Genomic DNA, 20,769 nt, shown 5'->3' on the forward strand with positions numbered 1-20,769 from the left:
TGCGCAACCAGCCGCTCTTGGTAGGGAAGGTGCCCTGTGCCGGCGCCTTCATTTCCCCACCAAGGAGTTTTTCACCATGCTGTACCGCAAGAACATCACCCGCCCCGAAAGCCTGCTGCGCGTTGCAGGGGGCGTCGCCCTCATCGCTGCAGGCCTGTGGTGGATGTCCGCATCGCCCCTGGGCCTGGCATTGGCCGCCTCGGGCGTTGGCAGCATCCTGAGCGGCGCGTTTGGCTACTGCCCCGCCTGTGCCATGGTGGGCCGCAAGCCTGTCGAGTGACCGCCCATGGCCACCACCCACCCAGCCCCCACCGTGGCCCAGCTGCTCCCCGCCGCACGCAGCGGTGACGCGGCGGCCATGGAGCAGCTGCTGCGCCTCACCCGTCCCGACATCCGCCGCTACGCGCTGCGCCACTGCGCCGCGACCACGGCGACGGACGACGTGGTGCAGGAGGCGCTCATCATCGTGTACCGCCGCGTGGGCGCGCTGCGCGAGGTGGCGGCGTTCGGCGGGTGGGTGGTGCGCATCGTGCAGCGGCTGTGCATGCAGCCCATGCTGGCCTGGCTCAAGGGCGAGCCGCTGGCACAGGTGGAAGACAACCTCGCCTGGTCGCACCGCCCCGACCACGAACTGCGCCATGACCTGGCCCTGGCCATCGACTCGCTGCCGCCCCTGTACCGCGAGGCCCTGCTGATGCGCGACTTCGAGGAGCTGACCATCGAGGAGATGGCGCAGCGGCTGGGTGTGACGCGCGAGGCGGCCAAAAGCCGCCTGCACCGCGCGCGGGCCCTGGTGCGGGAGTACCTGGCACCCACGGACCGCACCGGCACCACGTAGCGCTGCGGCGCAGAGAACCCGCCTCAGCGCATCTGGAACAGCTCCTGGTGAAAGCGCGCAGGCGAACGCCCCAGCTGCTCCATGCCCTGGCTCACCGCCTCGGCAAAACCCTGCGGCCCACAGAACCATACACTCGCCGCCGGGCTGGTGCCCGCCAGCAACGCTGCGGGTGTCACGGGCCCGGCGTTGTCGCTGTAGTGAATCTCCAGCGTCACGCTGGGCAAGCGGGCACACAGTGCAGCCATGCGCTCGGCAAACACCGCCTCGCCCGCATGGCGCACACAGTAGTGCAGGTGCACCCGGGGCGCCAGCGCGGGCGTGGACTGCATCGACTCCAGCCAGGCCATGAACGGCGTGGCGCCAATGCCTGCGGCGACCCACACCTGCTCGGTGGCGCTGTCGCTGCGAAAGTCAAAGCAGCCGTACGGCCCCTCGATGCTCACCTGCTGCCCGGGACGGACATGCAGGGGCAACTGGCTCGTGTGGTCGCCCAGCGCCTTGATCGCAAAGCGCAGCACGCCATCGTCCTGGTCGGCGTTGAGCAGGGTGAAGGGATGCGCCCCTTCGGCACGGCCAAAGGTGACAAACGCAAACTGACCGGCCGCATGCTTCCAGCCACTGGCGGGGCTGACCTGGCAGGTCACTTCCAGCACCCCAGCCCCTTGGGGCGACACGCCCACCACACGGGCCGCATGGCGGCGGCTGCGCCCGATGGCCCCGGCCAGCGAGCGCACGGCGCACAGCACCCCCACCAGCGTGCACAGGCCCACCAGAACGCCTGCAGGCTGCTGCCACCAGGCGGGCGGCGTGAGCACCACGGCATGGAAGGCCAGCACCAGGTACACCACGGCCAGCAGCTTGTGCAGGTAACGCCACACGTGGTACGGGAACCGCTGCCACAGCGTGATGACCAGCATGGCCGCGAGGAACCACACAGCCCACTCCCCCATCTCCTCGGCCAGGTGGCGGAAGGTGTTGAGCCACCAGTCCGCGCGCGGCGCGCGCACCGGGCGACCCACCCAGGCGGCCAGCAGGCTGCGCGACAGCTGCAGCCCGTAGTGCAGCAACGCCAGCACGATCGCGCCGATGCCCGCCCACTTGTGCAGGCGGTAGCTCTTGTCCAGGCCGTCCAGCGGCTTTTCCAGCCACGCGGGCCGCACGGCCAGCACCATGATCAGCGACATGAGTGCCCAGGCCGATACCCCACTGAGCAGGATCAGCTGGTTGCGCCACCACCAGACATCACCCCACGCGGGCGGCGCAGGCTGCGGCACCCACAGAGCCAACAGCCACGCCGTACATGCCAGCACCAGGGAGCCCCCCAAGACCTTCTTCCACATCACCAGTCCCCACCACTTGTTGCAATGCAGCAAATATAGAAACCTGCGATGAACGCCACCTGAACGGTGTGTGAAGCAGCGGCAAAGCGCTGCAGCTTGCGGCCGGAGATTGATCTGCATCAGCCCGCTGTGCGGGCACCGGCCTCCCCGCAATCAAGTCCGCACAAAACGCGCGAGCGGCCTGCGCGGCGTGGCAGGCACCTCGCCCTGCGGGTAGCCCATGCGGCAGAACATCTGCACGGTGGGCTCCTGGGGCGTGCGCGGCGCGGGCCGCCCCATCAACAGCTGGTGCACGCGCTCGAAGTGCGGGGCCATTTCGGCAAACTCCTGCACCGCCTGGCTCATGGGGTGCATGCCCACACCCAGCGCCGTGGCCTGCAACTGTTGGCGCACATACAGGCGCCCGGTACGGATCTGGTCGCTGCGGGTGTTGGGACCGGTGATCCACACAAAACCCATGGCCGTGCGGCTATGGCCCTCAAAACGCCCCATGGCGCTTTTGTAGGCGGCGCTGCCTTCGGCCGGGGGCTGGGTGCGGTCGAACATGCCCAGAGCGTCCACGGCGCGCACAAAGGGCGAGTTGATCGAGATGCCGTCGCGGTGCTGCAGGATTTCGCCTGGCCCCACGCGGGTGAGCTGGATGCTTTCCATCATGGTGCGCGGCGTGAGCAGCTCTACCCGGGCAGATTCCCAGCACAGCGTGCGCAGCGCGGGCAACTGGTCGGCGCTGACGGTGCCGCCCACGCGCAGCGGGGCTTCAGCCGGGGTGCTGCCCAGCAACTGGGCCAGCACCCCGGGCGCGATGGCTCGGGTGGTATCGAAATCCGTCTTGGGCGTGCGGCGCAGCAGCACCTGCGCAAACAGCGGGTCGGGCTGGCCACCAGGCTTGAGGGTGATGCGCGCCACGGGGCGGTCGTCCCAGTCCTTCAGGGCCGCAGGCATCTCGCCCTGCGGCCACAGCAACACCTCGCTGGCCACGCCTTGCTGAGCCAGCGCCATCACCAGCAGCTCCAGAAAGGCGCCATGGCCGATCAGGATCTGGCGCCCCCACGGATCCGTCTGTGGCAGCACCCGCGCAGGGTCGGTGCGCAGGGTAATGACACCGCTCTCGCGCAAATCCACCAGCCAGGGCTGCAGGTTGTGCGAATTGGGTGCGGTGATGGCATAGGCCACGGCACGGCGGCGCAGGTCGGTCTCGCCCACCGGGCCTTTCCAGGCCTCCACCGCCTCGGCGGGATAGTGCGAGCCCACGGCACCACAGGCGACCAGCGTGCCCGCAGTGGCGGCGGCGATGGTGCCACCCCCTGCCAAACGGATGAAGTTGCGACGGTTCATGAGAATGCTCCGGTGGTTCAAAAGGTGATGCGGTCAGGCCAGCGCGGCGCGGATTGAACGGGTGGACACCAGCCCCAAATCGACCAGCGCCTGGCGCACGGCCTGATCGAAGGGGGTGTGTGGCTCGTCGCCGATGAGCGCGCGCAGGCGGGTGTTGTCCAGACGGTGGGGCGTGCGCCACAGATAGCGCATGTCCGCCAGCGCAGCGAACGTGGGGGCCACCAGACCCATCACGCGCAGCAGCGGCCACGGCAACTGGCCCACCCGCAGCGCGCCCGCATCGGGCAACCAGCCCTGCTCTGCTGCAATGGCCGTGAAGCTGTGCAGCCACTGCTGCGCGGTAACGTGGTGCCCAGCGAAATGCAGGCACTCGAAGGCGGCCAGCCGGTCACGCTCTTGCGCCACACGCACGAAGGTGCGGGCCAGGTCGGGCAGGTAGGCCCAGGGCGTGGCCACGTCCAGCGGGCCGGGCCAGGTGATGCGGCCCCGGGGCAGGTCCTTGGCAATGGCCTGGTCGATCCAGCTGCCCGTGCCGCTGCCAAAAAAATCCCCGGCGCGCAACACTACAGCACGTATCTCGCCCTGTCGCGTGGCGGCCTGCAGTCGCTGCTCCAGCTGCACCCGCATGCGGCCCTTGAAACCGGTGGCGGCCTGGGGCGTGTCTTCGCGCAGTACGGGCGGCATGGCTTCGCCAAAGTTGTAGACGTTGCCCGGCAGCATCAGCGTGGCACGCAGCTGGCGGGTGACGGCGATGGCCGCCTCCATCAGCACCGGGGCCTGCTCGCGCCAGGCCTTGTGGGTGTAGGCAGGGTTGAGCGCATGCACCACCACCTGCGCGCCCTGCGCCTGGGCCGCCAGCGCGGCAGTGTCCTCCACTGCCACCGGCATCCACCACACGCCTGGAATGGCGGGCAATGCAGCGCTCTGCGCACTGGGGCGCACCTGTGCCAGCACCTGCCAGCCAGCCTGCGCAAAGGCGCGGGTGGCCGCCAGTCCCAGCCGCCCCCGGGCGCCCAGGATCAACACGGTGGAGGGATTGTCCGTGCAGTGTGGAAAACGGGTATGGGTGATCATCTGAGGGCTCCATTCACAAGGGATGGAGCGATTGTGAAAACGCCGGCACCGTTACACAATTGGCTAAGTGTTCATATCAGCAATGCAAATATGAATACCTCTAACCACCCTCCTGCCGCCCCATTGCGGGCACGCTATTGCCATGAACCAGACCTTTGACTGGAGCCTCGTGCAGTCCTTCCTGGCCGCACTCGACCAGGGCAGCCTGCTGGGCGCCGCCCGTGCGCTCAACGCCAGCCAGCCCACCATCGGCCGCCACATTGCCGAGCTGGAATCGCAGCTGGGCGTGGTGCTCTTTGAGCGCACCGGGCGCGGCCTGCTGCCCACGGCCACGGCGCTGCGGCTGGCCGAATCGGCCCGCGCCATGGAGATGGGCGCCCACCAGCTCGCACGCAGCGTGTCGGGCGCGGAGGAAGGCGTGACGGGCACCGTGCGCATCACCGCCAGCCAGCCCGTGGCCTGCGTGCTGCTGCCGCCCGTGCTGGCGCACATGCGCCAGGCGCTGCCCGAGGTGCAGGTGGAGCTGGTGGCCAGCAACCAGGTCACCAACCTGCTGCGCCGCGAGGCCGACATTGCGCTGCGCATGGTGCGCCCCGACCAGGCCAGCCTGGTGGCCAAGCGCATCGGCGCGGTGACGCTGGGCGCCTACGCCCACCGCGACTACCTGCGCCGCAAGGGCACACCCCGCCAACCGCCCGACCTGCTGCAGCACGAGCTGGTGGGCAACGACCGGCACGAAGACATCCAGCAAGGCTTTGCCGCGATGGGCTACCCGGTGGAGCGCGGGCACTTCGCGTTCCGCACCGACGACCTCATGGCCTACTGGGAGGCTGTGCGGGCGGGGCTGGGCATCGGCTTTGTGGGCAACTATCTGGCCCGCACCGACCTGAACGTGGTGGCCGTGCTTCCCCAGCTGCCATTGCCCGAGCTGCCCATCTGGCTCACGGTGCACCGCGAGATCCGCACCAGCCGCAAGATTCGGGCGGTGTATGACTTTCTGGCGGCAGAGGTGCCCTTGGTGCTGTAGACCACGGGCAGCTCGCTGCCTGGCTGCTAGCATCCCAGTCCCTTTGTCCATTGCGCCCAAGGAGCCCCATGCGCCCCGTGAGCCCCCCATTCCCCTTCCTTCACCTTCCAGCGCGCCCCGCACTGCTGGTACTGGGCCTGGCCGTCCTGGCCCCGCTGTCTGCAGCCGCCCAAGACACCTCCCGCATCGCCCGTGTCACCGTCTACCCCGGCAGCGCCACGGTAGAGCGCGTGGCCAAGGTGGCCGCTGGTGCGCGCAGCCTCACGCTGGCCTGCCTGCCCGCGTCGCTGGATGTGCAAAGCCTGCAGATCAACGCCGACCCCGCCGTGCGCGTGGGCGAGTTCAATGTGCTCACCGAGGACCGCGATGTGGCGGCAGGCTGCGCCAGTCCGTTGGACGGCCGCATCCGCGAGCTGGAGGACCAGATCGCGGGGGTGAAGGCCGAGGCCTCGGCCCTGCAGCTGGTGGACGGCTATCTGCGCAGCGTGGCGCAAACCGGCGCGGGCCCGGAGTCGGCAGCGCCTGCCACTTCCGCCCCCCGTGCTGCCACACCGACGCCCGCACAGATCACCGCCACTGCCGAGGTCCTGCGCAAATCCGGGCAGGACAGCTTTGCACGCGCACACCAGCTCCAGCGCAAGCAGGAGGCACTGGAGCTGGCCCTCAAGCCGCTCGTGGCAGAGCGCGACCGCGTGGCCAGCCAGCGTGCGCGGGTGGTGTCAGTCACCATCAACCTGGCTACCGAGCGCGAGGCTGAGCTGCGCCTGTCCTACCAGGTGCGCGGCCCCGGCTGGCAGCCCAGCTACCGCGCCACGCTGGATGCGAACAAATCCACGGTGCTGATCGAACGCCAGGCGCTGGTGGCCCAGAACAGCGGCGAAGACTGGGGCAATGTGCAGCTGACCCTGTCCACCGGCCAGCCGGGCCGCGCCGCTCAAGGGCAACTGCCACGCCCCTGGTGGCTGAACGTGGCACCGCCCCCGCAGGCCTCGCCCGCGCCGGCCATGGCGATGGCGCCTGCGCCCGCACCGGCCATTGCGTCCCTGTCCCGGTCCCGCAATGCCGCCGAGGAAGCCATGCCCACGTTTGAAGTGAGCGCCCTCGACAAGGGGTTTGCCACCGAGTTCGCCGTGCCCCAGCGCATCTCCGTGCCCTCCAGCGGCCAGCGCGTGACGCTGGCGCTGGGCAATCACAGCGCCCCCGCCACGCTGGTCACGCGCACGGCACCGGCCATGGAAGAAGCCGCCTACCTGGTTGCCCACATTGCCCAGCCGCCCGGCGTGTGGCCGGCAGGCGCAGCAGGCCTGTACCGCGATGGCGCCTTTGTGGGCAACGGCCGCATCGACTTTGGCGCGCCCAGTGCGGGCGCCCCAGCCGGCAGCACCAGCCTGTCGTTTGGCCGCGATGAGCTGGTCACCGTACGGGCCGAGCCCGTGCAGGATCTGACGGGGAGCAGCGGGTTTACCGGCTCGCGCGTGGAGCGCAAGACGCGCCGGACCTACAGCGTGGAGAACCGCCACAAGACGGCCATCACGCTGCAGGTGCTGCATGCCGCACCAGTGTCGCGCAACGAAAAGATCGAGGTCGAATCGCGCTACCAGCCCCAGCCGTCGGACACAGCCTGGAACCGCACGCCCGGCACCGTATCCTGGCAGCAATCCGTGGCGACGGGGGCCACTGCCCAGTTCAGCGCCGAGCACACCATCCGTTACCCCAAGGACGTGGAGCTGATCGAACGCCAGTGACCTTGGCAACACGGTGACTGGCCCTCCAAAGACCCCGCGCAACGGCGTGTCGGTCACAATCCGCCCCAGCGATCACATTGGTGCCACCATGCCCCCAGGAGCCCGCCGCCATGAGTTACCAACACCTCCTTGTTGCCGTTGACGGCAGCCCCACCGCCGACCACGCTGTGAACGAAGCCACGGGCCTGGCCAAGGCAACGGGTGGACGCATTCGCCTGCTGAACGTGATGGACCCTTTGGCCCACATCAGCGGTTTTGAGCGGCCCGAGGTTTACAGCCAGGAGGTGCTGCCCCGCCTGCGCCAGGCGGGCGAGGCGTTGCTGCGCCGCGCCCAAGAGCGCGTGGCGCAAAGCGGCGTGCCGGTGGACACGGTGCTGATCGAAAACCTGGATGCCCGGGTGGCTGACCTGGTGGTGGAACACGCGCAGGCCTGGGGCTCCGACCTGATCGTGCTGGGCACCCACGGGCGCCGTGGCCTGGCACGCGTGCTGATGGGCAGTGATGCCGAGCAGATTGCCCGCACCGCTCCCGTGCCCGTACTGCTGGTGCGCCTGCCTGCCGGCGCAGACGGCGGCGCCGCCAGCGCCTGATCAATTTTCCGTCGCGACATGACCGCTTCCGAGCCACTGCCACCCCTGGCCCCCCTGCGCCCCAGCGTGCGCTTCATGCTGTCCCACCCCGCCCACTTCATGGCGCTGGGCTTTGGCGCGGGCCTGGCCCCCAAGGCGCCAGGCACCGTGGGCACGCTGTGGGCCTGGCTGGCCTACCTGGTGCTGCAGCAGTGGCTGAACCCGCGGCAAATGGGCCTGCTGATCGTGGTCAGCACCGTGGTGGGCTGGTGGGCCTGCACCACCACAGCGCGCCATATGCGCGTGGCCGACCCCGGCAGCATCGTGTGGGACGAGGTGGTGGCCTTCTGGCTGGTGCTGTGGCTGGCCATGCCCATGGGGCTGTGGGGGCAGGTGGTGGCGTTTGGGCTGTTCCGCTTTTTTGATGCCGCCAAACCTGGCCCGGTGGGCTGGGCCGACAGCCTGTTCAAGGGCTTTGGCTGGCGCGGGGGCTGGGGTATCTTGTGGGACGACTTTGTGGCAGCCTTCTGTACCTTGCTGGTCATCGCACTGTGGAGGTTCTGATGGCACCCACATCACTATCAAAAAGTGAGCTACTAGCGCAAGAAGTACAAGCGCTTGATGCCAATTTGACGCAAATATCGCTGCGTTTGCTGGCCCGCCGCCACATGCTGGCCACTGCCGAGAGCTGCACCGGCGGCATGATCGCCGCCGCCTGCACCGACCTGTCTGGCTCCAGCCAGTGGTTCGAGCGCGGCTTTGTGACCTATTCCAACGAGGCCAAGGCCGAGATGCTGGGGGTACCCCCCGGCCTGATCGAGCAGCACGGTGCGGTGAGCGAGCCTGTGGCACGCGCCATGGCCGATGGTGCGCTGACCCACTCGCGCGCGCAGGTCAGCCTGGCCGTGACCGGCGTCGCGGGCCCCACGGGCGGCACCGAGGCCAAACCAGTGGGCACCGTGTGGTTTGCCTGGTGCGTGGGCGGCGAAACCCACAGCGAGATGCAGCACTTTGCAGGGGACCGCGCAACAGTCCGCACGGCCACGCTGCGATACGCCCTGAAGCGGCTGCTGAGCCTGCTGCCTGCCTGACCTCGCTGGCAAGATCCCCGGCCCCTGCATGGGCGGCCGCTGTCGTCCACAAGACAGGACTCCACCCGCCCCTTGTCACACCATACGGCCATGACAACGAAACCCTCCTGGTTTGACGGCTTTGCCGCCCGGCGCATCACCACCTCGGGCGCGGAGATCTTTGTGCGCACCGGCGGCACTGTGGGCGCGCCCCCGCTGCTGTTGCTGCACGGCTTTCCGCAAACCCATGCGCTGTGGCACCGCGTGGCGCAGCAATTGGCACGCGACTACTGTCTGGTGCTGCCGGACCTGCGCGGCTATGGCGACTCCTCCCACGCGCCCGGCCTGCCCGACCACAGCAACTATAGCAAACGCGCCCTGGCGCAGGACATGGCCGAGGTGATGACCACGCTGGGCCACGACACGTTCTACCTGTGCGGCCACGACCGGGGCGGCCGTGTGGCCCACCGCTTGGCTCTGGACCACGCAGCGCGCGTGAAGAAGCTGTGCATGATCGACATCGCCCCCACGCTCGACATGTACGCGCGCACCGACATGGAGTTTGCGCGCGCCTATTACCACTGGTTCCACCTGATCCAGCCCGCGCCGCTGCCCGAGACCATGATCGGCGGCAACGCCCGCGCCTACCTGCACGCCAAGCTGGGCGGCTGGGGCAGCGCGGGCCTGGCCCACATCGAGCCCCAGGCCCTGGCCGATTACGAACGCTGCTTTTGCACACCCGAAGCCATCCACACCGCCTGTGAGGACTACCGCGCCAGTGCGGGCGTCGACCTGAACCACGACCGTGACAGCCGCGCGCGCGGCGAGAAGATCACCTGTGACACCCTCGTGATCTGGGGTGCGCACGGTGTGGTGCACCGGCTGTTCGATCCGCTGGCGCTGTGGCAGGCGCAGTGCGCGGGCGTGGTCACTGGCCAGGCCGTTGCGGCGGGGCACTTCATCCCCGAACAATTGCCCGAGGCCACGGCCCAGGCGCTGAGCGCCTTCATGCGCTGACGACCAGGTCCGATGCGGCCCGAAAGGGCAATCGAAAGGATCTGCCGTGCATTTGTTCACGCGCTGCGCGGCCACCATGCCCCGTGCAGTGCGCACAGGTGCCATTGCGTTCCTAGAATCCGCCGCTTCGCACGCTGCGGAACCCATGGCCAGCACCGGTGGCTGGTAAGCCATCACCTTCCGCAGCGCCCCCACTGTGCCTTGCCGATTGCGTGACCATGCCTCCCTTTACCGCGACCCAGACCCACCTCCTCACCGAGCATCTGCGCAGCTTTCTGCCAGGCATTGAGCCCGAGGCGCTGGAGCTGCTGCGCGCCCAGCTGGAGTGGGTGGAGGTGCCCGGCGGCAGCACGCTGATGGCGCAGGGCGAGCCCGGCGAGTCGATGTACCTCACCGTGAGCGGCCGCCTGCGTGCCTATGTGCGCAGCGATGACGGCAGCATCGGCCCGCAGCGCCGTGTGGCCGATATGGGCCGGGGCCAGGTGATTGGCGAGATCAGCCTGTTCACCGACGCGCCGCGCGCCGCCACCGTGGTCGCCGTGCGCGACTCGGTGCTGGTGCGACTGACCAAGGACGTGTTCAAGACCCTGCTGGCCAGCAGCGCCCAGGTGTCGATTGCGCTCACGCGCCAGATCATCCAGCGCCTGCAGTCCGGCACCGCCGCCCATACGGCCGCGCAGGAGCGCCCGGTGGCCATGGGCCTGCTGCCGGTGAGCGGCGGCGTAGACCTGCAGGCTTTTGGCCAGCGTCTGGCGCGCCACCTCGGCACGGTGGGCCGCGTACGGGTGGTGGACTCGACCACCGTGGACGCCGAATTGCTCGAGCCCGGCATTGCGCAGCGCGAAGGCGCAGACGCCACGGCCAACCGCCGCATTGCCATGCTGCTCGACGAGATCGAGGCCCGCAACGACTTTGTGCTGCTGTTGGCCGACCCCGAGCCCACCCCCTGGACGCGCCGCGTGAGCCGCCACTGCGACGAGTTGCTGCTGCTGGCCGACGCGCAGGCCGAGCCTGCCATCCACCCCATCGAGGAAAACTGCCTGCTGCGCCGCGCGCCCCTGGCCGAGGCCGCCGAGATCCTGGTGCTGCTGCACCCGGAAGGCGCGCAGTGCCCACGTGGCACCCAGCTATGGCTGGACCGCCGCCCCGTGGCCGACCACGTGCATGTGCGCCCCACCCTCGACCGCGACATGGCGCGCCTGGCCCGCATCCAGAGCCGCACGGCCGTGGGCCTCGTGCTGGCGGGCGGCGGCGCACGCGGCTTTGCGCACCTGGGCATCTACCGCGCCTTGCAGGAAGAAGGCGTGGAGATCGACTGTGTGGGGGGCACCAGCATCGGCTCGGTGATGGCCGCGTATGTGGCGTCCGACCAGCCGCTGGCGACGGTGATGGCCAACGCGCGAGAGGCATTCCGCACCAACCCCACGGGAGACTTCAACCTGCTGCCGCTGATGTCGCTCATCAAGGGCCGCCGACTGCGCCACATCCTGCACGAGGCCGTGGGGAGCTTGGTGGGCTTCCCGGCCCAGGTGGAAGACCTGTGGAAGAACTACTACTGCGTGGCCACGAACTACTCGCGCGCCAGCGAACAGGTGGTGCGCCGGGGCAGCCTGGTGAAGTCGCTGCTGGCCAGCATCTCCATCCCCGGCGCACTGCCGCCCGTGGTGCACGAGGGCGACCTGCTGTGCGATGGCGGTACGTTCAACAACTTTCCCGTGGACGTGATGCGTAGCAACATGCGCGGCGTGGGCACGGTGATTGGTGTGGACCTGAACTTCCGCAAACCGCGCCGCATCGAGCTGGACGACATCCCCAGCAGCTGGGCCCTGCTGCGCGACAAGCTGCGCCCGCGCGCCCAGCGGCGCTACAAGCTGCCCTCGCTGGCCAGCTACCTCATGCAGGTCACCATCCTGTACAGCATGTCGCGCCAGCGCCAATCGCAGCAGCTCACAGACCTGTACTTCAACCCCCCCATGGACCGCGTGGGCATGCTGCAGTGGAACCGGTTCGAGCAGATCGTGCAGCAGGGGTATGCGCACGGCATCCAGGTGCTGGACGCATTGGACGACACCCAGCGGCGGCGCATCGGTGGGTTGCGCACCAGCTGAAAGCACATCGCCGCGCCGGTCCCGCAGGGGGCAGGCAGCGCGACGGCCCCGGTGTAGCATGGGCGCCCTTGAGGAGGAGAACCCATGCACCCCAACGCCCAGACCCTGCAACGCTTCTACACCGCGTTTGCGCAACTGGACCATGCCACCATGGCCGCCTGCTATGCCCCCGACGCCACGTTTGACGACGAAGCCTTTTCCCTGAAAGGCCGCGAGCAGGTGGCAGGTATGTGGCGCATGCTGTGCACCGCCACGAAAAAGCCCGGCGCCGCCGAGCACTGGAAGCTGGAGTTCAGCGGCATCGACGCCGATGCGCAGGGCGGCAAGGCCCACTGGGAGGCGCACTACCTCTTCAGCGCCACGGGGCGCAGGGTGCACAACATCATCGACGGCACCTTCACCTTCACGCCCGAGGGGCTGATTGCCACGCACCGCGACCGCTTCAACTTCTGGCGCTGGGCGCGGCAGGCACTGGGCGCACCGGGGCTGCTGCTGGGCTGGTCGCCTTCGCTCAAGCGCAAGGTGCGGAGTACGGCAGCGGGGAATTTGAAGAAGTTTCTGGCGCAGGAAGTACGGTCTCTCTGATCCGCACAGAAGCCCGCAGGACACGACACAAGCCCCTTGTGCAAAGGACTGCGCTTTAGCTGCCGATTTTCTTGCGACGTACAGCATTGAATGCCGATGCCGCCATGGCCAGCAACAGTACCATAAGCCCCCATTCGCTCAGCGTCGGAACCGAGGTTGCGCTGGCAGCGAGCACGTTGAGTGTGGCATTGGCGGCAGGGGCGCTGCCAGAACTGGAATTCAGGCCCGTAGTAACGTTGTTTTTTACACCCGGCGCTGTTGCGGTGACCTGAACAGAAAACGTGCAACTGGCCCCACCGGCCAACACCCCGCCGGCCAAGGCCACCGAGGAGGAACCCGGTGCGGCGGTCACCACGCTGCCGACCCCACAGTCGCCCACCAAACCGTTGGGAGTGGACACCACCAGGCCCGCCGGCAAATTGTCTGTGAACGTGATGTTATTCGCAGCTGGCCCCAGCCGATTGATGGTGAACGCCAGCGAGGTGGAACTTCCGACCGAGACGCTGGGCGCTCCAAACGCCTTGCTAAAAGTAAAAACAACGCCTGCTTGCGCACCTGTTGCCGCCAAAGCGCCTGCGCCAACCAACAGCGCGCCCATCCAACGAACTTTCGACATATCACCCTTAAAAAATACAAATTTTCTGAACGCTCAATCGAGCGAGTGGCGTTTGTACTTCAGGGTTTTGCAAATGTCTTGCAAAAAATGACCGCGTGCCCCCGGTCTTGAAGGGGAGGCCTCAGGGCAGCTTGCCAAAGGGTTGGATCAGGGCCCGCCAGAACCGGTCAGGCCGGGCATCATTGTTGTTGTCGTTGGCCAGCCCTAAGTGCATGCCCTGATGGCCCAACGTTGGTTGCGCGCAATATGTTCCCATCAGGCGGTCCCACCAGGGGAACACCATTCCGAAGTTGCTGTTGCCTTCATCCATGCGGTCGGAATGGTGCACACGGTGCATATCAGGGGTCACCATCACCCAACGCAGTCTCCGATCCCAGCGCAATGGGATCGCAACATTGGCATGGCAAAACGCGGTGTGCACCAGTTGAAGCACCGCATAGAACAACAAGGACACAAGAGGCATGCCCAGTGTCGCGCACAGCATCAGCGTCAGAGCCGCAAGTGCCACCACTTCCAGAGGATGGTGGCGCACACTGGTCGTCACATCGAATGCGGCATCCGCGTGATGCACTTGGTGCATTCGCCACAGAAGTGGAATGGCGTGCGAAGCACGATGCAGCACATACTGGATTGCATCCACCAGCAACACGCCGATGACGATCTTGGGAACATCGGGCAATGCCCCCCCGGCCAACCCGGTCCACCCCAAGGACGCCCCAAGTCGCACCGCAGCGGTCTGCACAGGCTCGGCCACCCACCACATCAACAGACCACCCAGCCCATACAGCAGCAGGTTGACCCTTCTCCGGCCTTGGTGGCGTTCGCCAGTCACACGGCGAGGCCAGAAGTGCTCTGTCAAAGCAAGAATGCCCAGGACTACTGAGAGCAATACGTACTGCCCCCATTCAAAGTGATCCATCACGGCCTGCATGAACTGCATCAGATTTGTGTACCTAAAGAGGCTAAAGAGGCCTCAAGCGCCGTGGCATTTCTTGTACTTTTTGCCGCTGCCGCAGTGGCAAGGGTCGTTGCGCCCCGGCTCGGGCGCCTTGCGCACCGTCTCCACGCGCGGGCCCATGCTCTTCCACAGCTGGCGCAGGTCGTACACGGCCCAGATGGCTTCGCCGAAGGCCTCGACGCGCGCCTGGCTGGTGCTGGGTGGGCCGTCTTCGTCGTACATGCAGACTTCGGGCTTGCCGGTGTCGTCTTCGGTCAGGGCAACGATGCGGTCCAGCGCGTCGTCCAGCCACTTGGCGGCTTCCTTGTCGCGCGGGGCGGCCCAGTCTTCGGGCCAGTTTTCCACCGCAAACATGAAGCCCAGGGCCCACACCTGGCCGAAGGACGGGATCTCCTGGTCGTCGCCCATTTCGGCGCGCTGCTCGTCGGTCAGGCTGGCCACGGCGCCGCGCATGTCCATGGCTTCGGGCTGGAAGGTGCGGTCGTCGTCCAGCGTCTTCACGTCGGTGTCGAGCTGGGTCGCTATTTCGACCCAGCGGCGGCTCCACAGCTCTAAAAAGCGCGCCTGCTGGGCGGCGTCAGCAAAGGCGGGCAACTGGGGCAGCGGGTCGCCTTCGGCAACATCCAGCTCGGCGCCGTCGCCCAGCAGCATGGGCAGGTACTCGGCCGGGGCGATGGGGCGGCGGCTGCAGATCAGCGCGGTCATGAAACCGTCGCAGAACTCCCACTGCGGGATTTCCTCGCCGCGCGAGCGCAGGTCGTCGAGGATGTTGTCGATCTCTTCCAGCTCTTCAGGGCCCAGTGCGGCGGCCGGGGCGCCCGTGGGGTCGTCAAGATCGTCGGTGGAGGGAGTGGGCGATGTGGGTTCGGTCATGGGGGGCTCCGGTCGTCAAGCGAGAAAGCGGGGGCGGTAAAACATTGTTTTACTTTTATGATGCGCAGGCCTTGTGCCGTGGCGCTGGTGTAGCGGCGGAGGTACGGCGGCCCGGGGTGGTGCCGGGCCTCAAAAGCGCCTTGCGCAACATGGCAACCCGATAAAAAGGCGGTCAGTGTAGCCCCCTCTCGCACCGCCACCAGAACCAGGACCCCCATGCTCCACCAACTGAACTCCCTGTACCCGGTGCGCTACACGGCCTTTGCGCTGTGCGTTTTCGGGCTGCTGCTGTCGCTGTTTGCGCTGGTGGCTTTTCACGTGGGGTTGCCCGTGGTGCTGGTGTTTGCTGCCCTGGTAGCAGTGGGCGTGTACGACCTGCAGCAGTCGCGCCACGCCATTTTGCGCAACTACCCGGTCATCGGCCACATCCGCTTCATGCTCGAATATGTGCGGCCCGAGGTGCGCCAGTATTTCATCGAAAGCGATAGCGAGGCCGCGCCGTTCTCGCGCGCCCAGCGCTCGCTGGTGTACCAGCGCGCCAAGGGCGACCCGGACAACCGCCCGTTCGGCACGCACCTGGACGTTGGCGCGCAGGGTTATGAATGGGTGAACCACTCGCTCGCTCCCACACAGCTGCCGTCGCACGACTTTCGCGTGTGGATCGGCGGCAACCCCGATGCGCCGTCGCAGTCTGTGGCGCCTTGCACCCAGCCTTACCACGCGAGCGTGTTCAACATCTCGGCCATGAGCTTTGGTGCGCTGTCGGCCAATGCGATCCTGGCTTTGAACCAGGGTGCAAAAAAAGGCGGCTTCGCGCACGACACGGGCGAGGGCAGTATCAGCCAACACCACCGCGTGCACGGGGGTGACTTGATCTGGGAGATCGGCTCGGGCTACTTTGGCTGCCGCAACCCCGATGGCACGTTCAGCGAAGAGCGTTTTGCGGCCAACGCCACCGACCCGCAGGTGAAGATGATCGAGCTGAAACTCAGCCAGGGCGCCAAGCCGGGCCACGGCGGCGTGCTGCCGGGCGCCAAGGTGACGGCCGAGATCGCCGCTGCGCGCGGGGTGAAGGAGGGCGAGGCCTGCATCTCGCCCGCCAGCCACAGTGCGTTCAGCAACCCGGTGGAAATGATGCAGTTCATCGCGCGGCTGCGCACCCTGTCGGGCGGCAAGCCCACGGGCTTCAAGTTCTGCCTGGGCCACCCCTGGGAGTGGTTTGCCATCGTCAAGGCCATGCTGGTCACGGGCATCACGCCCGACTTCATCGTGGTCGATGGCGCCGAGGGCGGTACGGGCGCGGCGCCCGTCGAATTCACCGACCACGTGGGCGCCCCGCTGCAAGAAGGCCTGCTGCTGGTGCACAACACGCTGGTGGGGGTGAACCTGCGCGACCGCGTGCGCATTGGCTGCGCGGGCAAGGTGATCAGCGCCTTCGACATCGCTCGCATGATGGCGCTGGGCGCCGACTGGTGCAACGCGGGGCGTGGCTTCATGATGGCGCTGGGCTGCATCCAAGCGCAAAACTGCCACACCGGCCACTGCCCCACGGGCGTGACCACCCAGGACCCGCTGCGCCAGCAGGCCCTGGTGGTGCCCGACAAGGCCACGCGCGTGGCGCAGTTTCACCGCAGCACGCTGCACGCGCTGCAGGAACTGGTGCAGGCCGCCGGGCTGCGCCACCCCAAGGACATCACGGCCCACCACATCGTGCGCCGCATCAGCGACACCGAGGTGCGCCTGCTGTCCAACCTGATCACGCGCATGCAACCGGGCGCGCTGCTCGGCCCGCTCGACGCGCAGCACAACGTGTTCCGCCTGTACTGGCCCTTGGCCAGCGCGCACAGCTTTCAGGCCAGCGAACCTGCACTGGAACCCTCCATTCCCCACCATGTCGAGCTGGTGCACGCAGCAGCCGCGGGCACCGCAGCGGCCGTGGCGGGGGACGCCGCTGTATGAACTTGACGATGGACGCATCCGCCCCCACCCACACCGCCGCGGACTACGCCGCCTTTTTGCAGCAGCAGCTGGCCACCCAGCCGCACAACGTGATGGCCCACGTGCTGGGCGATGAGCAGATCTGGATCAAGCGTGCGGGTGCACCCCACGGCATGGGCCGCTACCGTGCCATGGCCGCGCTGGCTGCCCTGCTGCGGCTGGACGCCCTGCGCCCCGTGCCCAACCCCGGCGGCCCTGCGGCCATAGCCACCGAAGTGCAGCGCCTGCGTGACCTGGCCGCGCGCGGCATCCGCGTGCCCGTGGTGCTGGCCGCCTTGCCCCATGGTTTTGCCATGCGCCACCTGGGCCACACGGGGGAAGAGATTCACTCGCTGGGCAACGAGATCGACCACGCCGTGCAGGCGGGCGACACGGCCGCTGTGCTGGCGCTGTGGCAGCAGGGGCTGGACACCCTGACCCAGGTGCACCACCGGGGCACCTGCCTGAGCCAGGCGTTTGCGCGCAATCTGGTGCGCTGCCCCGATGGCGAGGTGGCCTGCATCGATTTTGAGGACGACCCCGCCGCCGTGCTGCCGCTGGCGGTGTGCCATGTGCGCGATGCGCTGTGTTACGCGCATTCCACCGCGATTTACCTGCATGCCAGCGGCACGCTGACCGAGGGGCGCGAGCGCTGGGCGGCGTGGGTGGCGCAGGGGAGCGAGGAGATGCGGGCGGTGCTGGCCACCAGTGTCCGGCGGATGGGGTGGATGCGGAATCTGCCCACCAATCGCAAACTGGGGCGGGATTTGCAGCGGGTGCGGGCGGCGTATGACCTCTTGGCTCAAGGCTAGATCAACCAGTAGGTCGGGTTAGCCGCTGGCGTAACCCGACAGGCCATGCCCGTGGAAGAAAACGTCGGGTTAGACCTCGCTACCCCAACCTACGCTAGCCACAGCCAGGCAGCAACCCCCAAGCAGCCCACCGACAGCATCACAAAAATCCAGTAGAGGCCGGGAATGCCCCCCCACTGCAGTGATTTCGTTCGATTGCGCGCCCTCCTGCTCGGCGCGCGACAAAGGATCCACACCAACCGCCCGACCGGAAGAGGGCGGCACGGCCCAGACTTTGTGACCGGATGTCCGGTTGAACTGAAACGCATCAAAAGCGAGGTAGGCGAAGAAGCCCGAGAGGACAAGAAAACCCAACGGCCCCATACCGATCCTTGCAGCAGAAACTAATCAATGCGTGATCAGGCCGCCGCCGTGGCGAGCGCCTCTTCCAGCACCAGCGCAGTCGCCACATCCGCCCCCAGGTTCACCAACCGCTTGCGCATGCAGATCACCGCCTTGTCCTTGCTCAGCAAAATTGCCCGGTGCGCCGCCGCCAGGTCGATGAACTTCTGGTCGTCCGCGTCCTTGCACACGTAGGCCACCTTGGGTGCGATGTCCACCAGCCGCACCTGCGCATCAAACGCTGCCAGCACCTGCGCGGCACCCACGCGGTAGTAGTCCATGCGCTCTGCGATGTGCGGATAGGCCAGCACGCGCTCCAGCTCGTCGCGCATGACCTGCGTGGCGATCCAGGCCAGGCGACCCTGGGCCAGCAGCGTACGCAGGGGGACGGTGCGCGGGTCGCTGAAAATCAGCAGGTCCAGCGCCACATTGGTGTCCACCACCACGGGGCGAGCGGGCTCGTCTGCTAGCGCCTCTGCGGGCAGTCGCAGCTCAACCTTCATGGCGTGGGCCGCCGTCGGGGGCAGGCTTGGTAGCCCGGTCGCGCACAGCACCCTTGATCATGTCGAAGCGGAACATGCGGCATTCGATGGGGCCGTTCCACATGGGCACGCGGCGCGATTCCTTCAGGCGCATCTTGCCGGGCAGTTTCAGGTCGGGCGTGAGCATCCAGGCGGTCCAGCCGCTGTAGTTCTTCTTCCAGTGGGTTGCCAGCTGGCTGAAGAACTCACCGCCGTCTTCGGTCTGCGCCTCTTCGCGGCCCACGGCCATGCCCTGGGCGCGGTCGGCGGCGCGCTCGCTGGCGTTGCGGCCGGCGCTACCTGCGGCAGCAATGCGCTCGCCGTAGGGTGGGTTCAGCAGCATCACGCCGGGCTGGTCGCAGGGCGGCATGCGCTGCAGGGCGTCGCCGCCGCGCAGCTGCACGGCCTCGGCCACGCCTGCGCGCTCGGCATTGCGCTGCGCAAAATCGACCATGCGGAAGGCCACATCACTGCCAAAAATGGGCACTGCGCTGGTCTGTATTGCGCTTTCAGCTTCGTTTTTAATAGCGCCCCAGACATGCGCCTGGAACGGCAACAGCTTCTCGAACGCAAAACGCCGCAACATGCCCGCCGGGATGCGGCAGGCGATCTGTGCGGCCTCGACCACGATGGTGCCGCTGCCGCAGCAGGGGTCGTACAGGGGCTGGGGGTTGTCGCCATGCGGGTCCCAGCCACTGGCGGCGATCATGGCGGCGGCCAGGGTTTCCTTGAGCGGCGCGTCGCCCTTATCCTCGCGCCAGCCGCGCTTGAACAGCGGCTCGCCCGAGGTGTCGATGTAGATCGTGGCCTCGTCGGTGGTCAGGTGCAGGTGAATGCGCACATCGGGCCACTGGGTGTTCACGTCGGGCCGCACGCCGCTCTTGTGGCGGAAGCGGTCGGCCACGGCATCTTTGACCTTGAGGCCCGCAAAGTTGAGGCTCTGCAGCGGGCTGTGCTGGGCCGTCACCTCGACCTTGAAGGTCTGGCGCGTGGTGAACCAGATCTCCCAGGCCACCTCGCTGGCCATGGCGTAGAGGTCGTTCTCAGACCGGTAGGGGCGGTGCGCCAGCTGCACCAGCACGCGCTGGGCCAGGCGGCTGTGCAGGTTGAGCTGCATGGCCTGGCGCCATGAGGCGCGCAGCAGCACGCCGCCCCGGCCCACCAGCAGGTCTTGCCCCGTGAGGCCGGTGATGCCATGCACCTCGTCGGCCAGAAAGCCCTCGACGCCCGCGGCGCAGGGGAGAAAAAGTTGGAGTTGGTTCATGTCGATAGGGAGGATACGCGCTCGGACAATGCATGGGAATCCGGCGTGCCTGCGCGGGCCAGCAGCAATTGGCGGATAGATTCGGGGATCAGTGCCACCTTGCGGTCGGCCTTGCCGATGAAGACGATGCCGATCTTGCCGCGCGCCACCTCGCGGCCTGAGGTCTTCTCGGTCATGCAAAAGACCAGGTCAAACCCATAGCGGTTGAAATCCGCTGGCGCCATCTCCACCCGCATGGTCTCGCCATGGAAACCTTCGGACTTGTACTGCGCCACGATGTCGCCGACCACGATGGACAGACCGCCCACATCGGCCTCGGGGTATCCCAGCGACTGGAAAAAGCGCACGCGCGCTTCAGACACCAGGCTGAGCAACTGCGCGTTGTCAAGATGCCCGCCCTGGTTCACGTGGCTGATGTAGATCTGCAGTTCAGTGGCAAAGTCGAAGTGCGGTGGGAGGTCGAAGACGATGCGGGCCATGGTGCGGGAAGTGGGAGGGCAAAACAGGAAGCGAAGGCAGGTGCCAGCGACGGACATAGCGCATTGCGCGAAAGACAGGGTCTGCCCTTCCAGGCGCCAGATGGGAAGCACAGGGGGACGCCATCCCATCCACAGCGTGGTGCCCAGGCCACTGCAGGGGAGTGTTGCGCACGAGTCCTG

General features: G+C 67.4%; 21 protein-coding genes. 12 read left to right on the plus strand and 9 right to left on the minus strand.

The window, feature by feature from the left end; translation table 11 throughout:
• Positions 1–76 precede the first annotated feature (76 nt).
• Together N4G42_RS22430 and N4G42_RS22435 are read left to right on the plus strand one after the other, a co-directional pair.
• The gene (locus tag N4G42_RS22430) at positions 77–280 is read left to right on the plus strand and encodes a DUF2892 domain-containing protein (protein ID WP_056065267.1); all 204 of its coding nucleotides are present in this window, start codon (positions 77–79) and stop codon (positions 278–280) included.
• Positions 281–286: 6 nt separating this feature from the next.
• On the plus strand, positions 287–838 hold the full coding sequence (locus N4G42_RS22435) for an RNA polymerase sigma factor (protein ID WP_056065265.1): 552 nt from the start codon (positions 287–289) through the stop codon (positions 836–838).
• A 23-nt stretch (positions 839–861) separates the two neighbouring features.
• On the opposite strand, the gene N4G42_RS22440 is transcribed toward N4G42_RS22435, so the two are convergent.
• The 3 genes from N4G42_RS22440 to N4G42_RS22450 all read right to left on the minus strand — a co-directional run bounded on the left by N4G42_RS22440 (position 862) and on the right by N4G42_RS22450 (position 4,587).
• Complete coding sequence (locus N4G42_RS22440) at positions 862–2,178, minus strand: ferric reductase-like transmembrane domain-containing protein (RefSeq protein ID WP_260668781.1); 1,317 nt, start codon at positions 2,176–2,178, stop codon at positions 862–864.
• A 153-nt stretch (positions 2,179–2,331) separates the two neighbouring features.
• Positions 2,332–3,513, minus strand: a complete 1,182-nt coding sequence (locus N4G42_RS22445) for an Acg family FMN-binding oxidoreductase (RefSeq protein ID WP_260668782.1) — start codon at positions 3,511–3,513, stop codon at positions 2,332–2,334.
• Positions 3,514–3,546: 33 nt separating this feature from the next.
• The gene (locus N4G42_RS22450) at positions 3,547–4,587 is read right to left on the minus strand and encodes an NAD-dependent epimerase/dehydratase family protein (RefSeq protein WP_260668783.1); all 1,041 of its coding nucleotides are present in this window, start codon (positions 4,585–4,587) and stop codon (positions 3,547–3,549) included.
• Positions 4,588–4,729: 142 nt separating this feature from the next.
• On the opposite strand from N4G42_RS22450, the gene N4G42_RS22455 reads away from it, so the two are divergent.
• The 8 genes from N4G42_RS22455 (at position 4,730) to N4G42_RS22490 (ending at position 12,708) form a co-directional block, all read left to right on the plus strand.
• On the plus strand, positions 4,730–5,614 hold the full coding sequence (locus N4G42_RS22455; RefSeq protein WP_260668784.1) for a LysR family transcriptional regulator: 885 nt from the start codon (positions 4,730–4,732) through the stop codon (positions 5,612–5,614).
• Between the two features lie 68 nt (positions 5,615–5,682).
• A complete protein-coding gene (locus N4G42_RS22460; protein WP_260668785.1) occupies positions 5,683–7,359 on the plus strand; it encodes a DUF4139 domain-containing protein in 1,677 nt (558 codons plus the stop codon).
• Positions 7,360–7,469: 110 nt separating this feature from the next.
• Complete coding sequence (locus N4G42_RS22465) at positions 7,470–7,949, plus strand: universal stress protein (RefSeq protein WP_260668786.1); 480 nt, start codon at positions 7,470–7,472, stop codon at positions 7,947–7,949.
• Between the two features lie 18 nt (positions 7,950–7,967).
• A complete protein-coding gene (locus N4G42_RS22470) occupies positions 7,968–8,492 on the plus strand; it encodes a phosphatidylglycerophosphatase A (protein WP_015016078.1) in 525 nt (174 codons plus the stop codon).
• Positions 8,492–9,019, plus strand: a complete 528-nt coding sequence (locus N4G42_RS22475; protein ID WP_260668787.1) for a CinA family protein — start codon at positions 8,492–8,494, stop codon at positions 9,017–9,019. The genes N4G42_RS22470 and N4G42_RS22475 overlap by 1 nt, the downstream gene beginning before the upstream one ends.
• A 90-nt stretch (positions 9,020–9,109) precedes the next feature.
• On the plus strand, positions 9,110–10,015 hold the full coding sequence (locus N4G42_RS22480) for an alpha/beta fold hydrolase (RefSeq protein ID WP_260668788.1): 906 nt from the start codon (positions 9,110–9,112) through the stop codon (positions 10,013–10,015).
• A 218-nt stretch (positions 10,016–10,233) separates the two neighbouring features.
• Positions 10,234–12,123 (plus strand): cyclic nucleotide-binding and patatin-like phospholipase domain-containing protein, encoded by a 1,890-nt coding sequence (locus N4G42_RS22485; protein WP_260668789.1) that lies wholly within the window; start codon positions 10,234–10,236, stop codon positions 12,121–12,123.
• A gap of 84 nt (positions 12,124–12,207) precedes the next feature.
• Complete coding sequence (locus N4G42_RS22490; RefSeq protein ID WP_260668790.1) at positions 12,208–12,708, plus strand: nuclear transport factor 2 family protein; 501 nt, start codon at positions 12,208–12,210, stop codon at positions 12,706–12,708.
• A 55-nt stretch (positions 12,709–12,763) separates the two neighbouring features.
• Here the strand turns inward: N4G42_RS22490 and N4G42_RS22495 are convergent, their stop codons facing one another.
• From N4G42_RS22495 to N4G42_RS22505, 3 genes are all read right to left on the minus strand, one after another.
• Positions 12,764–13,324, minus strand: coding sequence for an IPTL-CTERM sorting domain-containing protein (locus N4G42_RS22495; protein ID WP_260668791.1), 561 nt, complete (start codon positions 13,322–13,324; stop codon positions 12,764–12,766).
• Between the two features lie 121 nt (positions 13,325–13,445).
• The gene (locus N4G42_RS22500) at positions 13,446–14,264 is read right to left on the minus strand and encodes a sterol desaturase family protein (RefSeq protein WP_260668792.1); all 819 of its coding nucleotides are present in this window, start codon (positions 14,262–14,264) and stop codon (positions 13,446–13,448) included.
• Between the two features lie 33 nt (positions 14,265–14,297).
• Positions 14,298–15,155, minus strand: coding sequence for a UPF0149 family protein (locus tag N4G42_RS22505; RefSeq protein WP_260668793.1), 858 nt, complete (start codon positions 15,153–15,155; stop codon positions 14,298–14,300).
• A gap of 216 nt (positions 15,156–15,371) precedes the next feature.
• Between N4G42_RS22505 and N4G42_RS22510 the strand changes: the two genes are divergently transcribed.
• Positions 15,372–17,114 (plus strand): FMN-binding glutamate synthase family protein, encoded by a 1,743-nt coding sequence (locus N4G42_RS22510; protein ID WP_260668794.1) that lies wholly within the window; start codon positions 15,372–15,374, stop codon positions 17,112–17,114.
• A gap of 8 nt (positions 17,115–17,122) precedes the next feature.
• Complete coding sequence (locus N4G42_RS22515) at positions 17,123–17,944, plus strand: hypothetical protein (protein WP_260668795.1); 822 nt, start codon at positions 17,123–17,125, stop codon at positions 17,942–17,944.
• 398 nt (positions 17,945–18,342) lie between these two features.
• On the opposite strand, the gene N4G42_RS22520 is transcribed toward N4G42_RS22515, so the two are convergent.
• From N4G42_RS22520 to N4G42_RS22530, 3 genes are read right to left on the minus strand one after another with little or no spacing between them, the layout of a single operon-like run.
• The gene (locus N4G42_RS22520) at positions 18,343–18,828 is read right to left on the minus strand and encodes a putative toxin-antitoxin system toxin component, PIN family (protein WP_260668796.1); all 486 of its coding nucleotides are present in this window, start codon (positions 18,826–18,828) and stop codon (positions 18,343–18,345) included.
• Positions 18,818–20,110 (minus strand): class I SAM-dependent RNA methyltransferase, encoded by a 1,293-nt coding sequence (locus N4G42_RS22525; RefSeq protein ID WP_260668797.1) that lies wholly within the window; start codon positions 20,108–20,110, stop codon positions 18,818–18,820. The genes N4G42_RS22520 and N4G42_RS22525 overlap by 11 nt, the downstream gene beginning before the upstream one ends.
• Entirely contained in the window at positions 20,107–20,589 is a 483-nt protein-coding gene (locus N4G42_RS22530) for an acyl-CoA thioesterase (protein ID WP_260668798.1), read from the minus strand. The genes N4G42_RS22525 and N4G42_RS22530 overlap by 4 nt, the downstream gene beginning before the upstream one ends.
• Positions 20,590–20,769: the final 180 nt, after the last annotated feature.

It is taken from the genome of Acidovorax sp. K2F, assembly GCF_025246485.1.
GTDB classification, from domain to species: Bacteria; Pseudomonadota; Gammaproteobacteria; order Burkholderiales; family Burkholderiaceae_C; genus Acidovorax; species Acidovorax delafieldii.